Source organism: Saccharothrix hoggarensis (assembly GCF_042678885.1).
Taxonomy (GTDB): domain Bacteria; phylum Actinomycetota; class Actinomycetes; order Mycobacteriales; family Pseudonocardiaceae; genus Actinosynnema; species Actinosynnema hoggarensis.
Genome location: NZ_JBHTLK010000010.1, coordinates 30,232 through 46,188, shown reverse-complemented (window position 1 = coordinate 46,188; position 15,957 = coordinate 30,232). Strand labels below are relative to the sequence as shown.

Annotated in this window: 14 protein-coding genes; 8 read left to right on the top strand and 6 right to left on the bottom strand. The window is 73.2% G+C overall.

The genetic code is table 11. From position 1 onward, the window contains the following. Positions 1-26 precede the first annotated feature (26 nt). Complete coding sequence (locus tag ACFQ3T_RS04055; RefSeq protein ID WP_380719884.1) at positions 27-938, top strand: alpha/beta hydrolase; 912 nt, start codon at positions 27-29, stop codon at positions 936-938. Then, positions 938-2,101, top strand: coding sequence for an MFS transporter (locus ACFQ3T_RS04050; RefSeq protein ID WP_380719882.1), 1,164 nt, complete (start codon positions 938-940; stop codon positions 2,099-2,101). Before ACFQ3T_RS04055 ends, ACFQ3T_RS04050 begins: the two co-directional genes overlap by 1 nt. Here the strand turns inward: ACFQ3T_RS04050 and add are convergent. After that, positions 2,058-3,059: an adenosine deaminase gene (add, locus tag ACFQ3T_RS04045; protein WP_380719926.1), complete on the bottom strand. Its 1,002-nt coding sequence runs from the start codon at positions 3,057-3,059 to the stop codon at positions 2,058-2,060. The genes ACFQ3T_RS04050 and add overlap by 44 nt on opposite strands. Positions 3,060-3,218: 159 nt before the next feature. Between add and ACFQ3T_RS04040 the strand changes: the two genes are divergently transcribed. The 4 genes from ACFQ3T_RS04040 to ACFQ3T_RS04025 all read left to right on the top strand — a co-directional run bounded on the left by ACFQ3T_RS04040 (position 3,219) and on the right by ACFQ3T_RS04025 (position 7,750). Further along, the gene (locus ACFQ3T_RS04040; RefSeq protein ID WP_380719880.1) at positions 3,219-5,066 is read left to right on the top strand and encodes a Xaa-Pro dipeptidyl-peptidase; all 1,848 of its coding nucleotides are present in this window, start codon (positions 3,219-3,221) and stop codon (positions 5,064-5,066) included. A 92-nt stretch (positions 5,067-5,158) separates the two neighbouring features. Next, a complete protein-coding gene (locus tag ACFQ3T_RS04035) occupies positions 5,159-5,671 on the top strand; it encodes a M23 family metallopeptidase (RefSeq protein ID WP_380719878.1) in 513 nt (170 codons plus the stop codon). Between the two features lie 151 nt (positions 5,672-5,822). Continuing rightward, on the top strand, positions 5,823-6,584 hold the full coding sequence (locus ACFQ3T_RS04030) for a peptidoglycan DD-metalloendopeptidase family protein (protein WP_380719876.1): 762 nt from the start codon (positions 5,823-5,825) through the stop codon (positions 6,582-6,584). Positions 6,585-6,709: 125 nt separating this feature from the next. Continuing rightward, positions 6,710-7,750 carry a DUF4192 domain-containing protein gene (locus ACFQ3T_RS04025; RefSeq protein ID WP_380719873.1) on the top strand — a complete coding sequence of 347 codons (1,041 nt, stop codon included), beginning with the start codon at positions 6,710-6,712 and terminating at the stop codon, positions 7,748-7,750. A gap of 228 nt (positions 7,751-7,978) precedes the next feature. Here the strand turns inward: ACFQ3T_RS04025 and ACFQ3T_RS04020 are convergent, their stop codons facing one another. Genes ACFQ3T_RS04020 through ACFQ3T_RS04005 form a run of 4 tightly spaced genes read right to left on the bottom strand, consistent with a single transcriptional unit; the run spans position 7,979 to position 12,869 of the window. Further along, complete coding sequence (locus ACFQ3T_RS04020; RefSeq protein ID WP_380719871.1) at positions 7,979-10,030, bottom strand: S9 family peptidase; 2,052 nt, start codon at positions 10,028-10,030, stop codon at positions 7,979-7,981. Further along, positions 10,030-10,992, bottom strand: coding sequence for a UDP-glucose 4-epimerase GalE (gene galE, locus ACFQ3T_RS04015; RefSeq protein ID WP_380719869.1), 963 nt, complete (start codon positions 10,990-10,992; stop codon positions 10,030-10,032). Before galE ends, ACFQ3T_RS04020 begins: the two co-directional genes overlap by 1 nt. Positions 10,993-11,019: 27 nt before the next feature. Beyond that, positions 11,020-12,180, bottom strand: a complete 1,161-nt coding sequence (gene galK / locus ACFQ3T_RS04010) for a galactokinase (RefSeq protein ID WP_380719866.1) — start codon at positions 12,178-12,180, stop codon at positions 11,020-11,022. Continuing rightward, positions 12,177-12,869 (bottom strand): metal-dependent transcriptional regulator, encoded by a 693-nt coding sequence (locus ACFQ3T_RS04005; RefSeq protein ID WP_380719864.1) that lies wholly within the window; start codon positions 12,867-12,869, stop codon positions 12,177-12,179. The genes galK and ACFQ3T_RS04005 overlap by 4 nt, the downstream gene beginning before the upstream one ends. Before the next feature lie 61 nt (positions 12,870-12,930). Between ACFQ3T_RS04005 and ACFQ3T_RS04000 the strand changes: the two genes are divergently transcribed. After that, positions 12,931-13,779, top strand: a complete 849-nt coding sequence (locus ACFQ3T_RS04000) for a sulfurtransferase (RefSeq protein WP_380719862.1) — start codon at positions 12,931-12,933, stop codon at positions 13,777-13,779. Positions 13,780-13,999: 220 nt separating this feature from the next. On the opposite strand, the gene ACFQ3T_RS03995 is transcribed toward ACFQ3T_RS04000, so the two are convergent. After that, the gene (locus ACFQ3T_RS03995; RefSeq protein ID WP_380719861.1) at positions 14,000-14,617 is read right to left on the bottom strand and encodes a DUF3558 family protein; all 618 of its coding nucleotides are present in this window, start codon (positions 14,615-14,617) and stop codon (positions 14,000-14,002) included. A 164-nt stretch (positions 14,618-14,781) separates the two neighbouring features. Between ACFQ3T_RS03995 and ACFQ3T_RS03990 the strand changes: the two genes are divergently transcribed. Further along, positions 14,782-15,957 (top strand): acetoin utilization protein AcuC, encoded by a 1,176-nt coding sequence (locus ACFQ3T_RS03990; RefSeq protein WP_380719859.1) that lies wholly within the window; start codon positions 14,782-14,784, stop codon positions 15,955-15,957.

The following is a 15,957-nucleotide window of genomic DNA, read 5'->3' as shown; positions in this document are numbered from 1 at the left end:
AGCGGTAGGGGTCGGATGATCGGCCCATGTCATTGAACGAGCAGGCCCGAGCGGTGCTGGACAAGCTCGCGGGCGCGCCTGCGCTGGAGGAGCTGACGGTCTTCGAGGCACGTCGGGCGCAATGGGGCTTCCTCGCGTTCCAGAGCGAGCCGGAACCGGTCGCGCGCGTCGCGCACCTCTACGTCCCCGGACCCACGGCCGACCTGCCCGCCCGGATCTACTACCCGGACGGCGACGGGCCGTTCCCGGCGATCGTGTTCCTGCACGGCAGCGGCTGGGTGACGTGCAACCTCGACGTCTACGACGTGGCGCTGCGCGCGCTGGCCAACGCCACCGGGCACGCGGTGTTCGCGGTGAACTACCAGAAGGCGCCCGAGCACCCGTTCCCCGTGCCGCTGGACGACTCGTACGCCGCCGCGGCCTGGCTGTTCGAGCACGCCGCCGACGTGGACGTGGACCCGGCGCGGATCGGGGTCATGGGCGACAGCGCGGGCGGCAACCTCGCCGCCGCCGTCGCCCTGCGGGCGCGTGGCGCGCTGGACCTCGCGTTCCAGGTGCTGGTGGCGCCGGCCCTCGACGTCGACTTCACCACCCCGTCCTACGTGGAGCACGCGACGGGGTACGCGCTGTCCGCGGCGACCATGCGCTGGTTCTGGTCGCACTACCTGGGGTCCGCGCCGGTCACCGGGGCCGCCGCGCCGCTGCGGGCGGACGTGGCCGGGCTGCCGCCGACGTTCGTCGCCGTGGCGGGCCACGATCCCGTGCGCGACGACGGCACGCGGTACGCGGCGAAGCTGGCCGACGCCGGCGTGCCCGTCCGGCTGCGGTCGTTCGACGGCACGATCCACCCGTTCGTGCTGATGGACGGCGTGCTGGACGAGTACCGCGCGCTGCTGGGCGAGCTGGCGACCTGGCTGGCCGAGGCGGGTGACCGGTGATGCCGCCCGCACTGGTCGCGCTGGCCATCGGCGCGTTCGGCATCGGCACCACGGAGTTCGTGATCGTGGGCCTGCTGCCGCAGGTGGCCGGTGATCTCGGGGTGTCGATCCCGTCGGCCGGGCTGCTCGTGTCCGGCTACGCGCTGAGCGTCGTGGTCGGCGCGCCGCTGATCACGGCGGGCGGGTCGCGGGTGCCGCGCAAGCAGCTGCTCGTCGGGCTGATGGGCCTGTTCATCCTCGGCAACCTGGTGTGCGCGGTCGCCGACGACTACGCCGTGCTGATGGCCGGACGGGTCGTCGCCGCGCTGTGCCACGGGGCGTTCTTCGGCGTCGGCTCGGTGGTGGCGGCCGGGCTGGTCGCGCCGGACCGGCGCGCGCGGGCCATCGCGCTGATGTTCACCGGGTTGACCGTGGCGAACGTGCTCGGCGTGCCGATGGGGACGGCGCTGGGGCAGGCGTTCGGCTGGCGGTCGACGTTCTGGGCGGTGACCGCGCTGGGCGTCGCCGGGCTGGTGGGGATCATCGCGCTGGTGCCGCCGCAGCCCGCGTCGACCGGGTTGCGCGGCGAGCTGGCCGTGTTCCGGCGACCCGGCGTGTGGCTGGCGCTGGTCACGACGGCGCTCGGGTTCGGCGCGGTGTTCGCGTCGTTCACCTACATCGCGCCGATGATGACCGAGGTCGCCGGGTTCGCGCCGGGCGCGGTGACGTGGCTGCTCGTGCTGTTCGGCGCGGGGCTGTTCGTGGGCAACGTGATCGGCGGGCGTGCGGCGGACCGCCGTCTCATGCCGAGCCTTTACGCGTTCCTGGGCGCGCTGGTGGTCGTGCTGGTGGTGTTCGCGTTCACCGCGCACTGGGCCGTCCCGGCGGCGATCACGATCGCGCTGCTCGGCGTGTTCGGGTTCGCGACCGTCGCGCCGTTGCAGGCCAGGGTGCTGGAGCAGGCGTCGGGCGCGCCCGCGCTCGCGTCGGCCGCGAACATCGCCGCGTTCAACCTCGGCAACGCCGCGGGCGCGTGGCTGGGTGGCGTGGCGATCGACGCCGGGTACGGCTACACCGCGCCCAACTGGGTCGGCGCGGGGCTCGCGCTGGCCGGGCTCGGGGTGGCGGTGCTGAGCGGCGTCAGCGGTCGAGCGCGTCGATCTCGTCCAGCAGTGACTGTTTGAGCTCGTCCGGCGCGAAGCTGGCCCGCACCCCGGCGCGGGCCAGCTCGGCCAGCTCACCTCGGCCGAGGCCGAACTCCTCGTGGCACAGCAGGTACTCGCGGTTCAGGTCGGTGTGGAACATCCCGGGGTCGTCCGTGGCGAGGGTGACCGGCACGCCCGCGTCGAGCAGCTTCGGCAACGGGTGGTCCGCCATCGCCGCGACGGCGCCCGTGCGGAGGTTGGAGGTGGGGCACACCTCCAGCGCGATCCCCTCGGCGGCGAGCCGGCGCAGCAGCTCGGGATCGGCCACCGCGTTGACGCCGTGGCCGACGCGCTCGGCGTGCAGGTCGTCGAGGGCTTCCCGGATCTGGTCGGGGCCGGTGGTCTCGCCCGCGTGCGGCACGCAGTGCAGGCCCGCGTCCCGCGCCAGGGTGAACGCCTCGCGGAACGCCCGGCGCGGCGCGTCCGCCTCGAACCCGCCGAGGCCGAAGCCGACCGTGCCCGGCGGGCGGTGGGTGATCGCGTACTTCGCGCTGGTGAGGCCGAAGTCGCGGTCCCACAGGCCGGGGATGTCGAACACCCACGCCAGCTCGACGCCGTGCTCCGCCCTGGCCCGCTCGCGGCTCGTGGCCAGCGCCTCGTCCAGCTCCTCCGGCGCGATGCCCGCGCGCAGGTGGCTCGTCGCGCTCACCGTCACCTCGGCGTACCGGACGTTGCGCCGGGCCTGCTCCTCGGCCAGCCCCAGCACCAGCGCGGCGACGTCGTCGCCCGTGGTGACCAGGTCGTTCACCGCCGCGTAGACGTCGATGAAGTGCCCGAAGTCGGTGAACTCGTAGAACCGGCGCAGCTCCGCCTCGTCGGTCGGGACGGCGTTCCGCGGGTGTCGGCGGGCGAGGGCGAGGACGGTTTCGGGGGACGCCGACCCGACGAGGTGGACGTGCAGCTCCACCTTGGGCAGCGCGGCGATGAATTCACGCATGGCCCGGGCGAGTCTGCACAGGTCCCACGCGCTGGTCAAGGGGCCGATCGTCGGGTCTTCGGCAGGTGTCCACTGTGGACGCGCGGCCCGCTTGACAGCGTTGTGCCGCAGGGGAAGGGTCTGCCCGAAACCTGTCCTAGACATGATGGGGGTTCCGTCGTGAAGGGTGCTCGGAGAGCCGCGGTGCTCGCCGCTCTGGTCACGTTGCCACTGGGGTCGATCCCCGCGGTGGCGGTTGCCGCGCCGGAAGGCCCGGTGTTCGTCGGCGGCGAGGCGCAGCCCGTCTTCGACCCGAAGGACGTGGTGCGCGAGAGCCTGTGGGTGCGCGCCCCGGTCGACAGCGATCGCGACGGTCGCGACGACGAGGTCTACACCGAGGTGGTGCGCCAGACGGCCACCGACCGGGGCCTGAAGGTGCCGGTCGTGTTCCTCAACAGCCCGTACTTCTCCGGCGGCAACGACGTGGCCAACCACGACGTCGACGTGGAGCTGTACGTGCCCAACCGCCGCGGCGGGTACGACAAGCGCGACGGTTCCGTGCTGAAGGCCGAGGCGGACGAGCGCATCGCCGCCGCCGTCGGGCCGAACCCGGGGCCGATCCGGTCCGGGCGGTACGAGGACTACTTCCTCGCCCGCGGCTTCGCCATGGTCTACGCCGAGTCGCTCGGCACCGGCAAGTCCTCCGGCTGCCCGACGTCGGGCGGGGTCAACGAGACCATCGGCTCGAAGTCCGTGGTCGACTGGCTCAACGGCCGCACCACCGCGCGCGACGCCGCCGGCGCCCCCGTCGTGGCCGACTGGACCACCGGCAAGGTCGGCATGATGGGCGTGTCGTACAACGGCACCCTGCCGAACGCGGTCGCGTCGACCGGCGTGGAGGGGCTGGAGGCCATCGTGCCGATCGCCGCCATCTCCAGCTGGTACGACTACTACCGGGCCGACGGCGCGGTCGTCGCGCCCGGCACGTACCAGGGCGAGGACCTGGACGTGCTGGCCGAGTACGTCTACACGCGCGCCGACCGGGAGATCTGCAAGCCGGTGATCGCCGACGTGGCCGCGAAGCAGGACCGCGTGACCGGCGACTACAGCCCGTTCTGGGACGAGCGCAACTACGTCAAGGACGCCTCGAAGGTGCGGGCCGCAGTGCTGGCCGTGCACGGGTTGAGCGACTGGAACGTCAAGGTCAAGCACGTCGCCCAGTGGTACGAGGCGCTGCGCCGGCACGGCGTCGAGCACAAGATCTGGCTGCACCAGGCCGGGCACACCGACCCCGACACGCTGCGGTCGGCGGAGTGGCGGCGCACGATCAACCGCTGGTTCTCCCACTACCTGTACGGGATCGACAACGGCATCGAGCGCGAGCCGAAGGCGACGATCCAGCGCGAGGACAAGACCACCTGGGTGGACGAGGCCGACTGGCCCGCGCCCGGCACGTCCGACGTCCGCCTGCACCCGTGGGCGGGTGGCTCGGCCAAGGGCGCGCTGCGGTTCGAGTCGGTGCCGGGCGGCTCGGTGGTCGAGTCGTTGCGCGACGACTCGTCCAAGCTCGCCGAGGACCTCGTCGACCTGCCCGCCTCGGGGAACCGCCTGTCGTACGCGACGCGGCCGACCGCGGAGCCGCTCCGGTTCTCCGGCGTCGCGCGGGTCGACCTGGCGATCTCGTTCGACCGGCCGGCGGCCAACGTGACCGCACTGCTGGTGGACCGGGCGCCGGACGGCACGTCGCACGTGATCACGCGGGGGTGGACGGACCCGCAGAACCGCGTGTCGCCGTCCCGGACGAAGCCGATCGAGCCGGGCAAGCAGTACCGGGTCGAGGTGGAGCTGGAGCCGAACGACTACGTGGTCCCGTCTGGTCACAGCGTGGAATTCGTGCTGATCTCTTCTGACCACGACTACACGCTGCGGCCGCGGCCCGGCGCGGGCCTGTCGATCGACCTCACGTCGACGGTCGTGGAGCTGCCCGTGGTCGGCGGCGCGAGCGCGTTGCGCCGATCGGTCGGTTAGAAACTAATTCACTAAGTATCTACCTGGAAAGTCTTCCACTTACCGGCGCGGTTGTGATCGGATCTTCGCCACAGTCGTCAAGGAGGTGGCAGATGAGCCGTATCCGACGTGCGTTCGTCGCGGCCCTGGTAGCGCCGCTGGTCGGCCTCGTCCTCACGCAGGGCGAGGCCGTCGCGGCGCCCGCGTTCCAGATGCCGTTCCCGTGCGGGCAGGTGTGGGAGGGTCAGACCCGGACCGGCCACAGCCCGGCCAACGCGGTGGACCTGAACCGCGCCAACGACCTCGGCGACGCCGTCGTGGCGTCGGCCGGCGGCACCGTGACGCGGGTGGCGAACGAGGGCAGCACCAGCTACGGCCGGTGGATCGAGATCGGTCACGGCGGTGGCTGGACCACCCGTTACGCGCACCTGTCCGTGCAGCGGGTGAGCGTCGGGCAGGCCGTCACGCGGGGTCAGCGCATCGGCGACGTCGGCTCCACCGGCGGGTCGAGCGGCCCGCACCTGCACTTCGAGGAGCGGCTCAACGGCGTGGCCCAGCGGATCGTGTTCAACGGCTCGCAGATCTTCTACTGGGGCACCCGCAACTACACCAGCCGCAACTGCTGATCGGTCCGACCGGGCTGATCCGCGCGGTCGAGGTGGCACTGCGCCGTTCGGTTGGTTAGGGATTAATTCACGAACTGAACACTTGGTAAGTCTTCCACTTTGACGGGTGGTCGTGGTCCGATCTCCACACCATTCGTCAAGGAGGTGGCAGATGATCCGACGCGTGTTCATCACGGCCCTGGTGGCGCCGCTGATCGGCCTCGTCCTCACGCAGGGCGAGGCCGCGGCGGCGCCCGCGTTCCAGATGCCGTTCCCCTGCGGGCAGGTGTGGGAAGGCCAGACGCGGACCGGCCACAGCCCGGCCAACTCGGTGGACTTCAACCGCACCAACGACGACGGCGACCCGGTGGTCGCGTCGGCCGGCGGAACGGTGACGCGCGTGGCGAACGAGGGCACCACCAGCTACGGGCGGTGGATCGAGATCGACCACGGCTCCGGCTGGCGCACCCGGTACGCGCACCTGTCCGCGCAGCGCGTGTCGGTCGGGCAGTCCGTCCGGATCGGCCAGCAGATCGGCAACGTCGGCTCCACCGGCGGGTCGAGCGGCCCGCACCTGCACTTCGAGCAGCGGCTCAACGGCGTCGACCAGAAGATCGTGTTCAACGGGACGCAGATCTACTACTGGGGCACCCGCAGCTACACCAGCCGCAACTCCTGCACCAGCGGCGTGACCGGGACCGTCGGCACCGACAGCGGCGCGTCCGTGACCGTCCGCTCCGGGCCCGGCACGCAGTACGCGGCCGTCGGCTCGGTCGCCGACGGCGCCACCGTGACCATCCGGTGCCAGACCCGCGGCGAGACGGTGACCGGCAAGTACGGCACCACCAGCCTGTGGGACCACATCGGCTCGGGTTACATCTCCGACGCCTACGTGTACACGGGTTCGGACGGCCAGGTGGCCCCGAACTGCTGAGTTCCCGCAGGTCACGAGCTCGACGACGGTCGCCCTCGGTTCGCCGGGGGCGACCGTTCGCGAGTTGTCCACAGATCCGGGTACGCCCCTGGCCCGCTTCGCCGCCGTTCGCCACAGTCGAACCCATGACGAAGCTCCTGCCCCCGCCGCCACCCCCGCCCGCCGCGCGCCTCGTGGACGCCGGGAACGTGATCGCCGCCGTGCCGCACCTGCTCGGCTTCCACCCGGCCGACTCGCTGGTCGTGCTCGTGCTGCGGGCCGGTGACGTGGCGATGGGCCTGCGCGTCGACCTGCCGTCGCCGGCGCGGCCGGGCCGCGTGGCCAAGCTGATCGCCGGGCCGCTGGCGCGGTGCCGTGACGCCACCGCGGTCGTCGTCGTGGTCGGCGGCGGCTCCGGCGACCCGCCCGAGCACCTGCCGCACGCCGCCGTGGTCGACGAGGTGGACGACGCCCTGCACGCCGCGCGCGTCCCGTTGGTGCTGGCGGTGTGGACCCGTGCCGTCGTGAAGGGGGAGGCGTGGTTCGACTACCACGACGCGGGCACGCACGGCACCGTCACCGACCCGACGAGCACCGCGTTGGCGGCGGCGTCGGCCGCGGACGGCTTCGTCACCCACGCCAGCCGCGAGGCCATGGCCGAGCTGCTCGCCCCCGACCCGCCCGAAGCCCTGTCCCGCCGGGCCGCCCTGCTGAACCGACGTGCCGCCAACGCCCCGCCCGTGGCGGACGGCGCCGTGCCGCCGAGCCACCTCGACCTGATCCACGCCGAGGTGGTGCGTGCGGCGGGGCGCAAGCGTTCGCTCACCGACGACGAGGTGGCGGACCTGGCGCACGCCCTGTCGAACCCGTGGACGCGCGATGCCAGCCTCGGCTACTGCGTGGGCGAGCACGCGCTGGGCGCCGAGGTCCTGTGGACGGAACTGACCCGGGCCAGTCCCGCGCCGGAGCGCGCCGAACCGGCCACCCTGTTGGCGTTCTCGGCGTACATCCGGGGGCAGGGAACCTTGGCGTCGCTCGCCTTGGAGCGAGCCGAGGAAGCCCACCCGGGGCACCGGTTGACGGAACTCCTGCGGGCCGCCCTGAACACCGGTCTACCGCCGGAACAACTGCGAGAACTGGCCGAACACGCGGCGGGAGCCACCTGGACCACCCCGCCCAGCCCTTGACCCACCCACCACCGAGTCCTGGGGGACCCGCGGCAGCCCCAGAACAACCCGGACCGCCGGCCCAACCCACCACCGGCCCAACCGGACCCGAACGGCGGCCGGCTCAACCTGGCTGGCGGCCCAACCCGACCGCCGGCCAACCCACCACCTGGCGTCGAGTACCGCTGCTGGGTGCTGAACGCCGGGTGGCGGGTGGCGGGTGTTGGGAGGTCGGCTGGCTGGTGGTCCCTAGACGAGTTCCGGGCGCTGCCAGGGCTCGCCGAGCACGTGCTCCGCCAGGAACGCGAAGATCGTCTCGTACCAGACCTTGGCGTTGCCGGGCGTCAGGATCCAGTGGCCCTCGGTGGGGAAGTACAGGAACTTCGCCGGCACCCCGTGCCGCACGAGGTCGAAGTAGAGCCGCTGCCCCTCGGTGACCGGGACCCGGTAGTCCTTGTCGCCGTGGATCACGAGCATCGGCGTCTTGATGTCCGCCACCCGCAGGTGCGGCGAGTACGCCCGCACCCGCTCCTGCGCCCGAAGGGGGTCGCCCATCTCGCGAATCCAGTAGTACGCGTCGTCCGTGGTCCCGGTGAACGCGTCCAGGTGCCACAACGACGCGTGCGTCACGATCGCCTTGAACCGGTCGGTCTGCGTCGCGATCCAGTTCGCCATGTACCCGCCGAACGACCCGCCCATGGCGGCCGTCCGCGACTCGTCCACGTCGTCCCGCCGCACGGCCACGTCGGTGATCGCCACCAGGTCCGTGTACGGCTTGCCGCCCCACGCACCCCACCCGGCGCGCACGAAGTCGTGCCCGTACCCGATCGACAGCGCCGGGTCGGGCAGCAGCACGGCGTACCCGCGCGCGGCCATCAGCCACGGGTTCCAGCGCCAGCTCCACCCGCTCCAACTCATGAGAGGACCGCCGTGCACCCACAACAACAACGGCGCCGGGCGCTCGGCCGACGCGCCCGCCGGCAGCACCAGCCACGCGCGCACCGTCCGACCGTCCTCGACCACCGTGTCGACCTCGGTCAACGTCCCCGGCAGCGACTCGACCGCACCGGGGGCGGGCAGGGCGACGGCCTCCTGGTCCGCCCCGGACGCGGACAGCCGCACGGGCTGCGGCGGGTGGTCCCAGGCGTTGCGCAGGGCGTACACCCAGGCGCTGTCCGGGCTCACCCGCACGTCCGTGTAGGCGCCGGACGCGGTCAGCTTGACCACCTCGCCGGACGCCAGGTCGAGCTTCCAGATCGGCTGGTGCCCCCGGTGGCTGCTGGTGAAGTACACCGACGCGCCGTCCGGGCTCACCACCGGGTGCTCAGGCTCCTCGGGGAAGTCCACCGCCAGGTCCTCGACCTCGCCGGCCAGGTCGATGCGCACCAGCGTGCGCGTCCACGGCCGGTCGGCCGTCGAGTCGAGCGACCGCACGGCCACCACGCCCGACGAGTCCGGCAGGAACGTCGGCTGCTGGAACGAGTGGCCCTCGCGGTCGGCCGGCACGCGGTCCACGGCGCCGTCCGCGGACGTCAGCCGGAACCGGGTGCGCGTGCCGTAGGACGCGCTCACCGGCACCTTCTCGGTGTGCACGACCCACCGCCCGTCCGGGCTGATGGCGGGGGAGCCGTCCAGCCGCGCGGCGGCGCTGGGCGTCAGGTCCACCAGGTCCGACGCCGGGTCGACGCGCTCGCTGTCCGCGCCGACCGGCGACGTGGTCGCGAGCAGCCGCGGGAAGCTCGGGCCGAGGTCCGCGTCCCAGTACCGCACGGGGTACGACTCGTGCAGGATCGCGGTCACCCCGGCGTCCTCGCGCGCCTTGCGCAGCTCCTCGTCCTGCTCGCCGAACTCGGCGGTCGGGTGCGCGCCCGACGCGATCAGCACCGTGCCCGACTCCCGCGCCACCGCGAACTCCGCCACGCCGCCGGCGGGGCGGCACAGCTGCCGCGCCTCACCGGTGGCGGGCAGCAGCCACAGCGCCGCCTTGTCCTTGGCCACCTTGCTCTCCGCCGGCCCGGCGTCCGGGTCGGGCCGCGACGACACGAACAGCAGCGAGCCGTCCGGCGTGAAGGCGGGAGCCGACGCGCCCTTCGCGCCGCGGGTCAGCCGCCGCGCGGGGCGCTCGCCGGAGGGGTCGACCTCCCACAGCGCTCCCTGCCACGTCTTGCCGTCCGGCGCGAGCGTCGCCACCGAGGTGACGAGCCGGGTGCCGTCCGGGGACAGCGCCAGCGAGGAGATCCGCGGCATCCCGGCGTAGGCGGTCAGGTCGCCGAAGCCGGCCTCGGTGATCCCGCCTGCCATCACGCCCCCTGTCGTGACCTGGTGAAGTCCCACGCGTCGCGCACGATGCCGACCATGTCCACGCGCTCGGGCTTCCAGCCCAGCTCGGCGCGGGCGCGCTCGCTTCCGGCCACCAGGGACGCCGGGTCGCCGGCGCGGCGCGGGGCCACGTCCGCCGGGATCGGGTGCCCGGTCACCTCGCGGCACGCGTCGATGACCTGCTTCACCGAGAAGCCGAGGCCGTTGCCCAGGTTGTAGATCTTGTGCTGACCGGCGGTCGCGTGCTCCAGCGCGCGCAGGTGCGCGTCGGCCAGGTCGAGGACGTGGATGTAGTCGCGGACGCACGTGCCGTCCTCGGTCGGCCAGTCGTCGCCGTAGACCTGCACGCGTTCGCGCTGGCCCAGCGCGACCTGCAGGACGATCGGGATGAGGTGCGTCTCGACCCCGTGCCGCTCGCCGTACCGGCCGTACGCGCCGGCCACGTTGAAGTACCGCAGCGACACGGCGGCCAGGCCGTGCGCGGCCGCGTACGAGGTGATGGCGTGGTCGATCGCGAGCTTCGTCGCGCCGTAGGTGTTCGTGGGACGGGTGGGCGCGGTCTCCGCGATCGGCACCTCCTCCGGCTCGCCGTACGTCGCGGCGGTGGAGGAGAACACCAGGCGGGGGGTGCCGTGCTCGCGCATGGCGTCCAGCAGCCGCAGCGACGTGACCACGTTGCCGTGCCAGTACTTCGCCGGGTCCTGCATGGACTCGCCGACCAGCGACTTGGCGGCGAAGTGCAGGACGCCGTCGAAGCCCTCGGCCAGCACGCCGCCGATCGCCTCGTCGATGCCCGCCTCGACCAGCCGGACGCCGTCCGGCACCGCGTCCGCGTGCCCGGTGGACAGGTCGTCCAGCACGACCACCTCGTGCCCCGACTCGGCCAACGTGGCCGCGCACACGCTGCCCACGTACCCGGCACCGCCCGTGACGAGCAACTTCACCCTGCAACCCCGCTCTCTAGCCGACCATCAATTGTCACGGCCCGCGCCCGCCGAGGGCACGGCCGTGAAGATCCTCGGTGTCGTCCACCCGCGCCGCGCGAAGGCCGCGAAGACCCGGCGCGCCACGTCGTCGTGCCGGTCCACCGGCACCAGCGCGATCGCCGAACCGCCGAAGCCGCCGCCGACCATGCGCGCGCCCAGCGCGCCCGCCGCCTTGGCGGCGTCCACGGCGACGTCCAGTTCCGGCGCCGACACCTCGTAGTCGTCGCGCAGCGACGCGTGCGACGCGTCGAGCAGCGGCCCCAGCTCGGCCAGCCGGCCGGCGCGCAGCAGCTCGACGGAGTCCAGCACCCGCTCGTTCTCCGTAACCACGTGCCGCACCAGCGGGCGCAGCTCCTCCGGCAGCCGGGCAAGCGCGCCGTCCAGCTCGCTCACGTCGACGTCCCGCAACGCGGGCACGCCGAGGATCGAAGCCGCCCGCTCGCAGCCCGCCCGACGCGCGCCGTAGCCGCCGTCGGTGTGGGAGTGGCTGGCCCGCGTGTCGACCACCAGCACTTCGAGGCCGTGCTCGGCCGCGTCGAACGGCACCTGCCCGGCCTTGAACGACCGCACGTCGAGGAACAGCACGTGCGCCTCGGTGCAGCACAGCGACGCGGTCTGGTCGAGCAACCCGGTGGGCGCGCCGACGAAGTCGTTCTCCGCGCGCTGCACCCACCGCGCGATCTGCGGCAGGTCGTCGGCGGGACGGTCGGCGAGCCCGAGCAGCGCGAGCGCCACCGCGCACTCCAGCGCGTGCGACGAGGACAGGCCCGCGCCCGCCGGCACGTCACCGGCGATCACGAGGTTCGCGCCGCCGGTCACGCCCTGCCCGCGCAGCACCCACGCCACGCCCGCCGGGTAGGCGGACCAGCCGGTCGACGCGCCCGGTTCCAGCTCGGCCACGGCGACCGGCGACGCCTGCTGCACGGCGCCGTCGTCACCGACGGTCGCCACGTGCAGCATGCCGTCGTCACGGGGCGACGCGGCCACCGCCGTCCGGTGCGGCAACGCGAACGGCAGCACGAAACCGTCGTTGTAGTCGGTGTGCTCCCCGATCAGGTTCACCCGACCGGGTGCGGACCAGACGCCCGCGGGCGCGACGCCGTGCAACCGGGTGAACGCGGCTGACGCGCGTCGCGCCGGGCTCACCGCGCCTGCACCAGGACGGCGTGCGCCACCGCCGGGTCCAGCTCGGCGACCGTGCCGTTGCCGCGCACCTGGATGACCTTCGCGCCGCCGAGCGAGTCGATCTCGACCGTGCCGCCCGGCACCACGCCGGCGGCCTTCAGCTCGGCCATCAGGTCGGGGTCCAGCTGCACGTGCTCGGCGATCCGGCGCACCTCGACGCGACCGCCGCCGCGCCGGGCCACCTCGTCGACGCGCACGAGGTCCGCCTCGGCGGCCGGGGCCGGCTCGCCGTCGCCCAACTTGTCCAGACCGGGGATCGGGTTGCCGTAGGGCGAGGTGGTGGGGTTGCCGAGGAGCTTCACCAGCTTGCGCTCGACGGCCTCGCTCATGACGTGCTCCCAGCGGCACGCCTCGCTGTGCACGTGCTCCCACTCCAGGCCGATGATGTCGACCAGCAGCCGCTCGGCGAGCCGGTGCTTGCGCATGACCGCGATGGCGAGGTTGCGGCCCTGCTCGGTCAGCTCCAGGTGGCGGTCGTCCGCCACGATGACGAGACCGTCGCGTTCCATCCGGCCCACGGTCTGGCTGACCGTCGGACCGCTCTGCGCCAGCCGCTCGGCGATCCGCGCGCGCAGGGGCACCACGCCCTCTTCTTCGAGCTCGTAGATCGTGCGGAGGTACATCTCGGTAGTGTCGATGAGCTCGTTCACACCCGCTCCCCTTCGTATGGCGTCAATGCTAGTCGGCCGGTCACGGGTGCAGGATGGTGCCGTGCATCCACTGATCAGCACCGAAGCCCTGGCCTCCGCGCTGAGCGGCGCGGAACCCCCGGTCGTGCTCGACGTCCGCTGGCGACTGGGCGGACCGCCGGGACGTCAAGACTACGAGGTCGCGCACGTTCCCGGCGCCGTGTACGTCGACCTCGACACCGAGCTGTCGTCGCCGCCCGGAGCCGGTGGCCGGCACCCGCTGCCGGACCCGGCCGCCCTGCAGGCCGTGCTGCGCGCCGCCGGTGTCCGCCGAGGTCACCCGGTCGTGGCGTACGACGGTGGTGACGGCTCGGTCGCGGCCCGCGCGTGGTGGCTGTTGCGGTGGGCCGGCCACCCGGAGGTGGCGGTCCTCGACGGCGGCTACGCGGCGTGGACCGCGGAGGGCCGTCCGGTCAACGCGGAGGCGCCCGCACCTGTTCCCGGCGACGTCGTCGTGCGGCCCGGCGCGATGCCCGTGCTGACCGCCGACGAGGCCGCCGCGTTCACCGCGTCCGGAGTGCTGCTCGACGCCCGTGCCCCCGAGCGGTACCGGGGCGAGACGGAGCCGGTCGACCCGCGCGCGGGCCACATCCCGGGGGCGCTGAACGCGCCGACCTCGGGCCACACCGAGGGTGGTCGCTGGCTGCCGGCCGCGGCGCTCGCGGAGCGGTTCCGGTCGATCGGCGTCTCGCCGGACCACCCGGTCGCGGCCTACTGCGGCTCGGGCGTCACCGCGTCGTCGGTGGTCCTGGCGCTGGAGGTGGCGGGCCTCAGGACCCCGGACGCGCCGGCCCCGCTCTACGCGGGCTCGTGGTCACAGTGGTCGTCCGACCCGACCCGCCCCGCCGCCACCGGACCCAACCCCACCTGACCAGGTCCAACCGCCACCGCTCCGCCCCGGCAAGCGCCCCAACGCGCCCACCGGTGCGAGGCCGCGTCGGTGGTTCGTGGCCCATCGCGCGGCGATCACGCTTTTCGATCGCCGTGGGATGGGTCGCGAGCTGCCGACTTCCCGGCGGCCGAGCCGTGACGCCGGAGGCGGCACCAACGACACAGCGGCCGAGCCGCCGTCTGCGGAGCAGCGGCCAAACTCAAGCGTTGGGGATCTTCTCGAAGCCCTTGGTCGCCAGCTTCAGCGCTGCCTCGCACGGCTCGAACTCGTCGATCGGCGTCACCGTGGCCACGAACGCGGGGGTGATCTCCTCCGGGTCGTCGGTCAGCATGACGAGCACGGTGCAGTCGCCGCTCTTCTCCTTGACCTCGTACGCGGTGTTGCCGCCGATCTCGATGGTCCGCGCCTCGCCCTCGTACTCGGCGAACGTGACCATGAACAGCACGACCGCGATCGGGTCCTCCGTGCTCTGCACGCAGCCCTTCTCGCCGCCCTTCGCCGCACCGAGCGCGGCGGCCACGTCCTCGGGCGTGAGGAGGTCGCAGTCCTCGAAGCCCTCGGTCTTCTTCTTCGTCGTGATCTTGACGTCGCCCGACGGCTTGTCCGCCTCGGTCGTCTTCGGCGTGCCGGACTTGCTGGCGCTCGGCTTGCTGGACGTCTTGGTGGAGGACGGCTTGCCGGAGGTCGACTTCTCACCGGTCGAGCCGCCCGCCGCGGCGACCGGGCTGCCGACGACCTTGGTGGCGCACGCCGAGAGGCCGAGCGTGAGCGCCACGGCCAGCACGGTGGTCAGGGCGGAGACTCGTCGCAGGTGCATGTCCTCTATGACCCCGTTCCGACGTGCGGGGTTCCATCCTCGATGGCCGCAATCCTGGCCCGCGTCGTCTCGGCAGACTCTAAGTCCACCCGCGACGTCCGCTCGCCCGGGGCGACCAAGCTGTGATCACACCGAGCGCGTCCCGGTGGGTTAGGTTGCCGGACATGGGCAAGGCAGCCGCTGTCGTCTGGGACGAGTCCTTCCTCGGCTACGACCTGGGCGGGGACCACCCGTTGAACCCGGTCCGGCTGGACCTGACGGTCCGGTTGGCGACCGCGCTGGGCGTGCTGGACGGCGTGGACCTCATCGCGCCCGACCCCGCGCCGGACGCCGAGATCGAGCGCGTGCACGAGGAGTCGTACCTGAACGCGGTGCGCGCCGCGCCGATGGCCGGCTGGGACGTCGGCCACGGCCTCGGCACGGCCGACAACCCCGTGTTCTCCCGCATGCACGAGGCGTCCGCGCTGGTCGTGGGCGGTTCGCTGGCGGCGGCGCGCCGGATCGCGTCGGGGGAGGCGGACCGGGCGGTGAGCATCGCGGGCGGGCTGCACCACGCCATGCGCGACCACGCGGCCGGGTTCTGCGTCTACAACGACTGCGCGGTGGCGATCTCGTGGCTGCTGGACCACGGCGTCGAGCGGATCGCCTACCTCGACACGGACGTCCACCACGGCGACGGCGTGCAGGCCGCGTTCTACGACGACCCGCGCGTGCTCACGGTGTCGGTGCACCAGAGCCCGCTGAGCCTGTGGCCGGGCACCGGGCGGCCCGACGAGCTGGGCGGCGCGGGCGCGGAGGGCACGAGCGTGAACCTGGCGCTCCCGCCCGGCACGGACGACCGGGGCTGGCTGCGCGCGTTCGAGGCGACCGTGCCGGCGCTGCTGCGGGCGTTCCGGCCCCAGGTCCTGGTCACCCAGTGCGGCGTGGACACGCACCGCGAGGACCCGCTGGCCGACCTGGCGCTGACGGTGGACGGCCACCGGGCGATCTACCGGCGCCTGCGCGAGCTGGCCGAGGAGACCGCGAGCGGCCGGTGGCTGGCGCTGGGCGGCGGCGGGTACGAGCTGCTGCGCGTCGTGCCGCGGAGCTGGACGCACCTGCTGGCCACCGTGCTCGACCGGGACGTGGACCCGAACACCCCGCTGCCCGCCGACTGGGTCGCGCACGCCACGTCCCTCGCGCCGAACTGGCCGCTGCCGACGTCGATGGGCGACGGCGCGGACACCGCGTTCCAGCCGTGGGGCGGCGAGACGGACACCCCGCTCGACCTGGCGGTCCGCGACACCCGGCGCGCCGTGTTCCCGCTGCACGGCCTGGACCCCGACGACCCGAGGGACTGA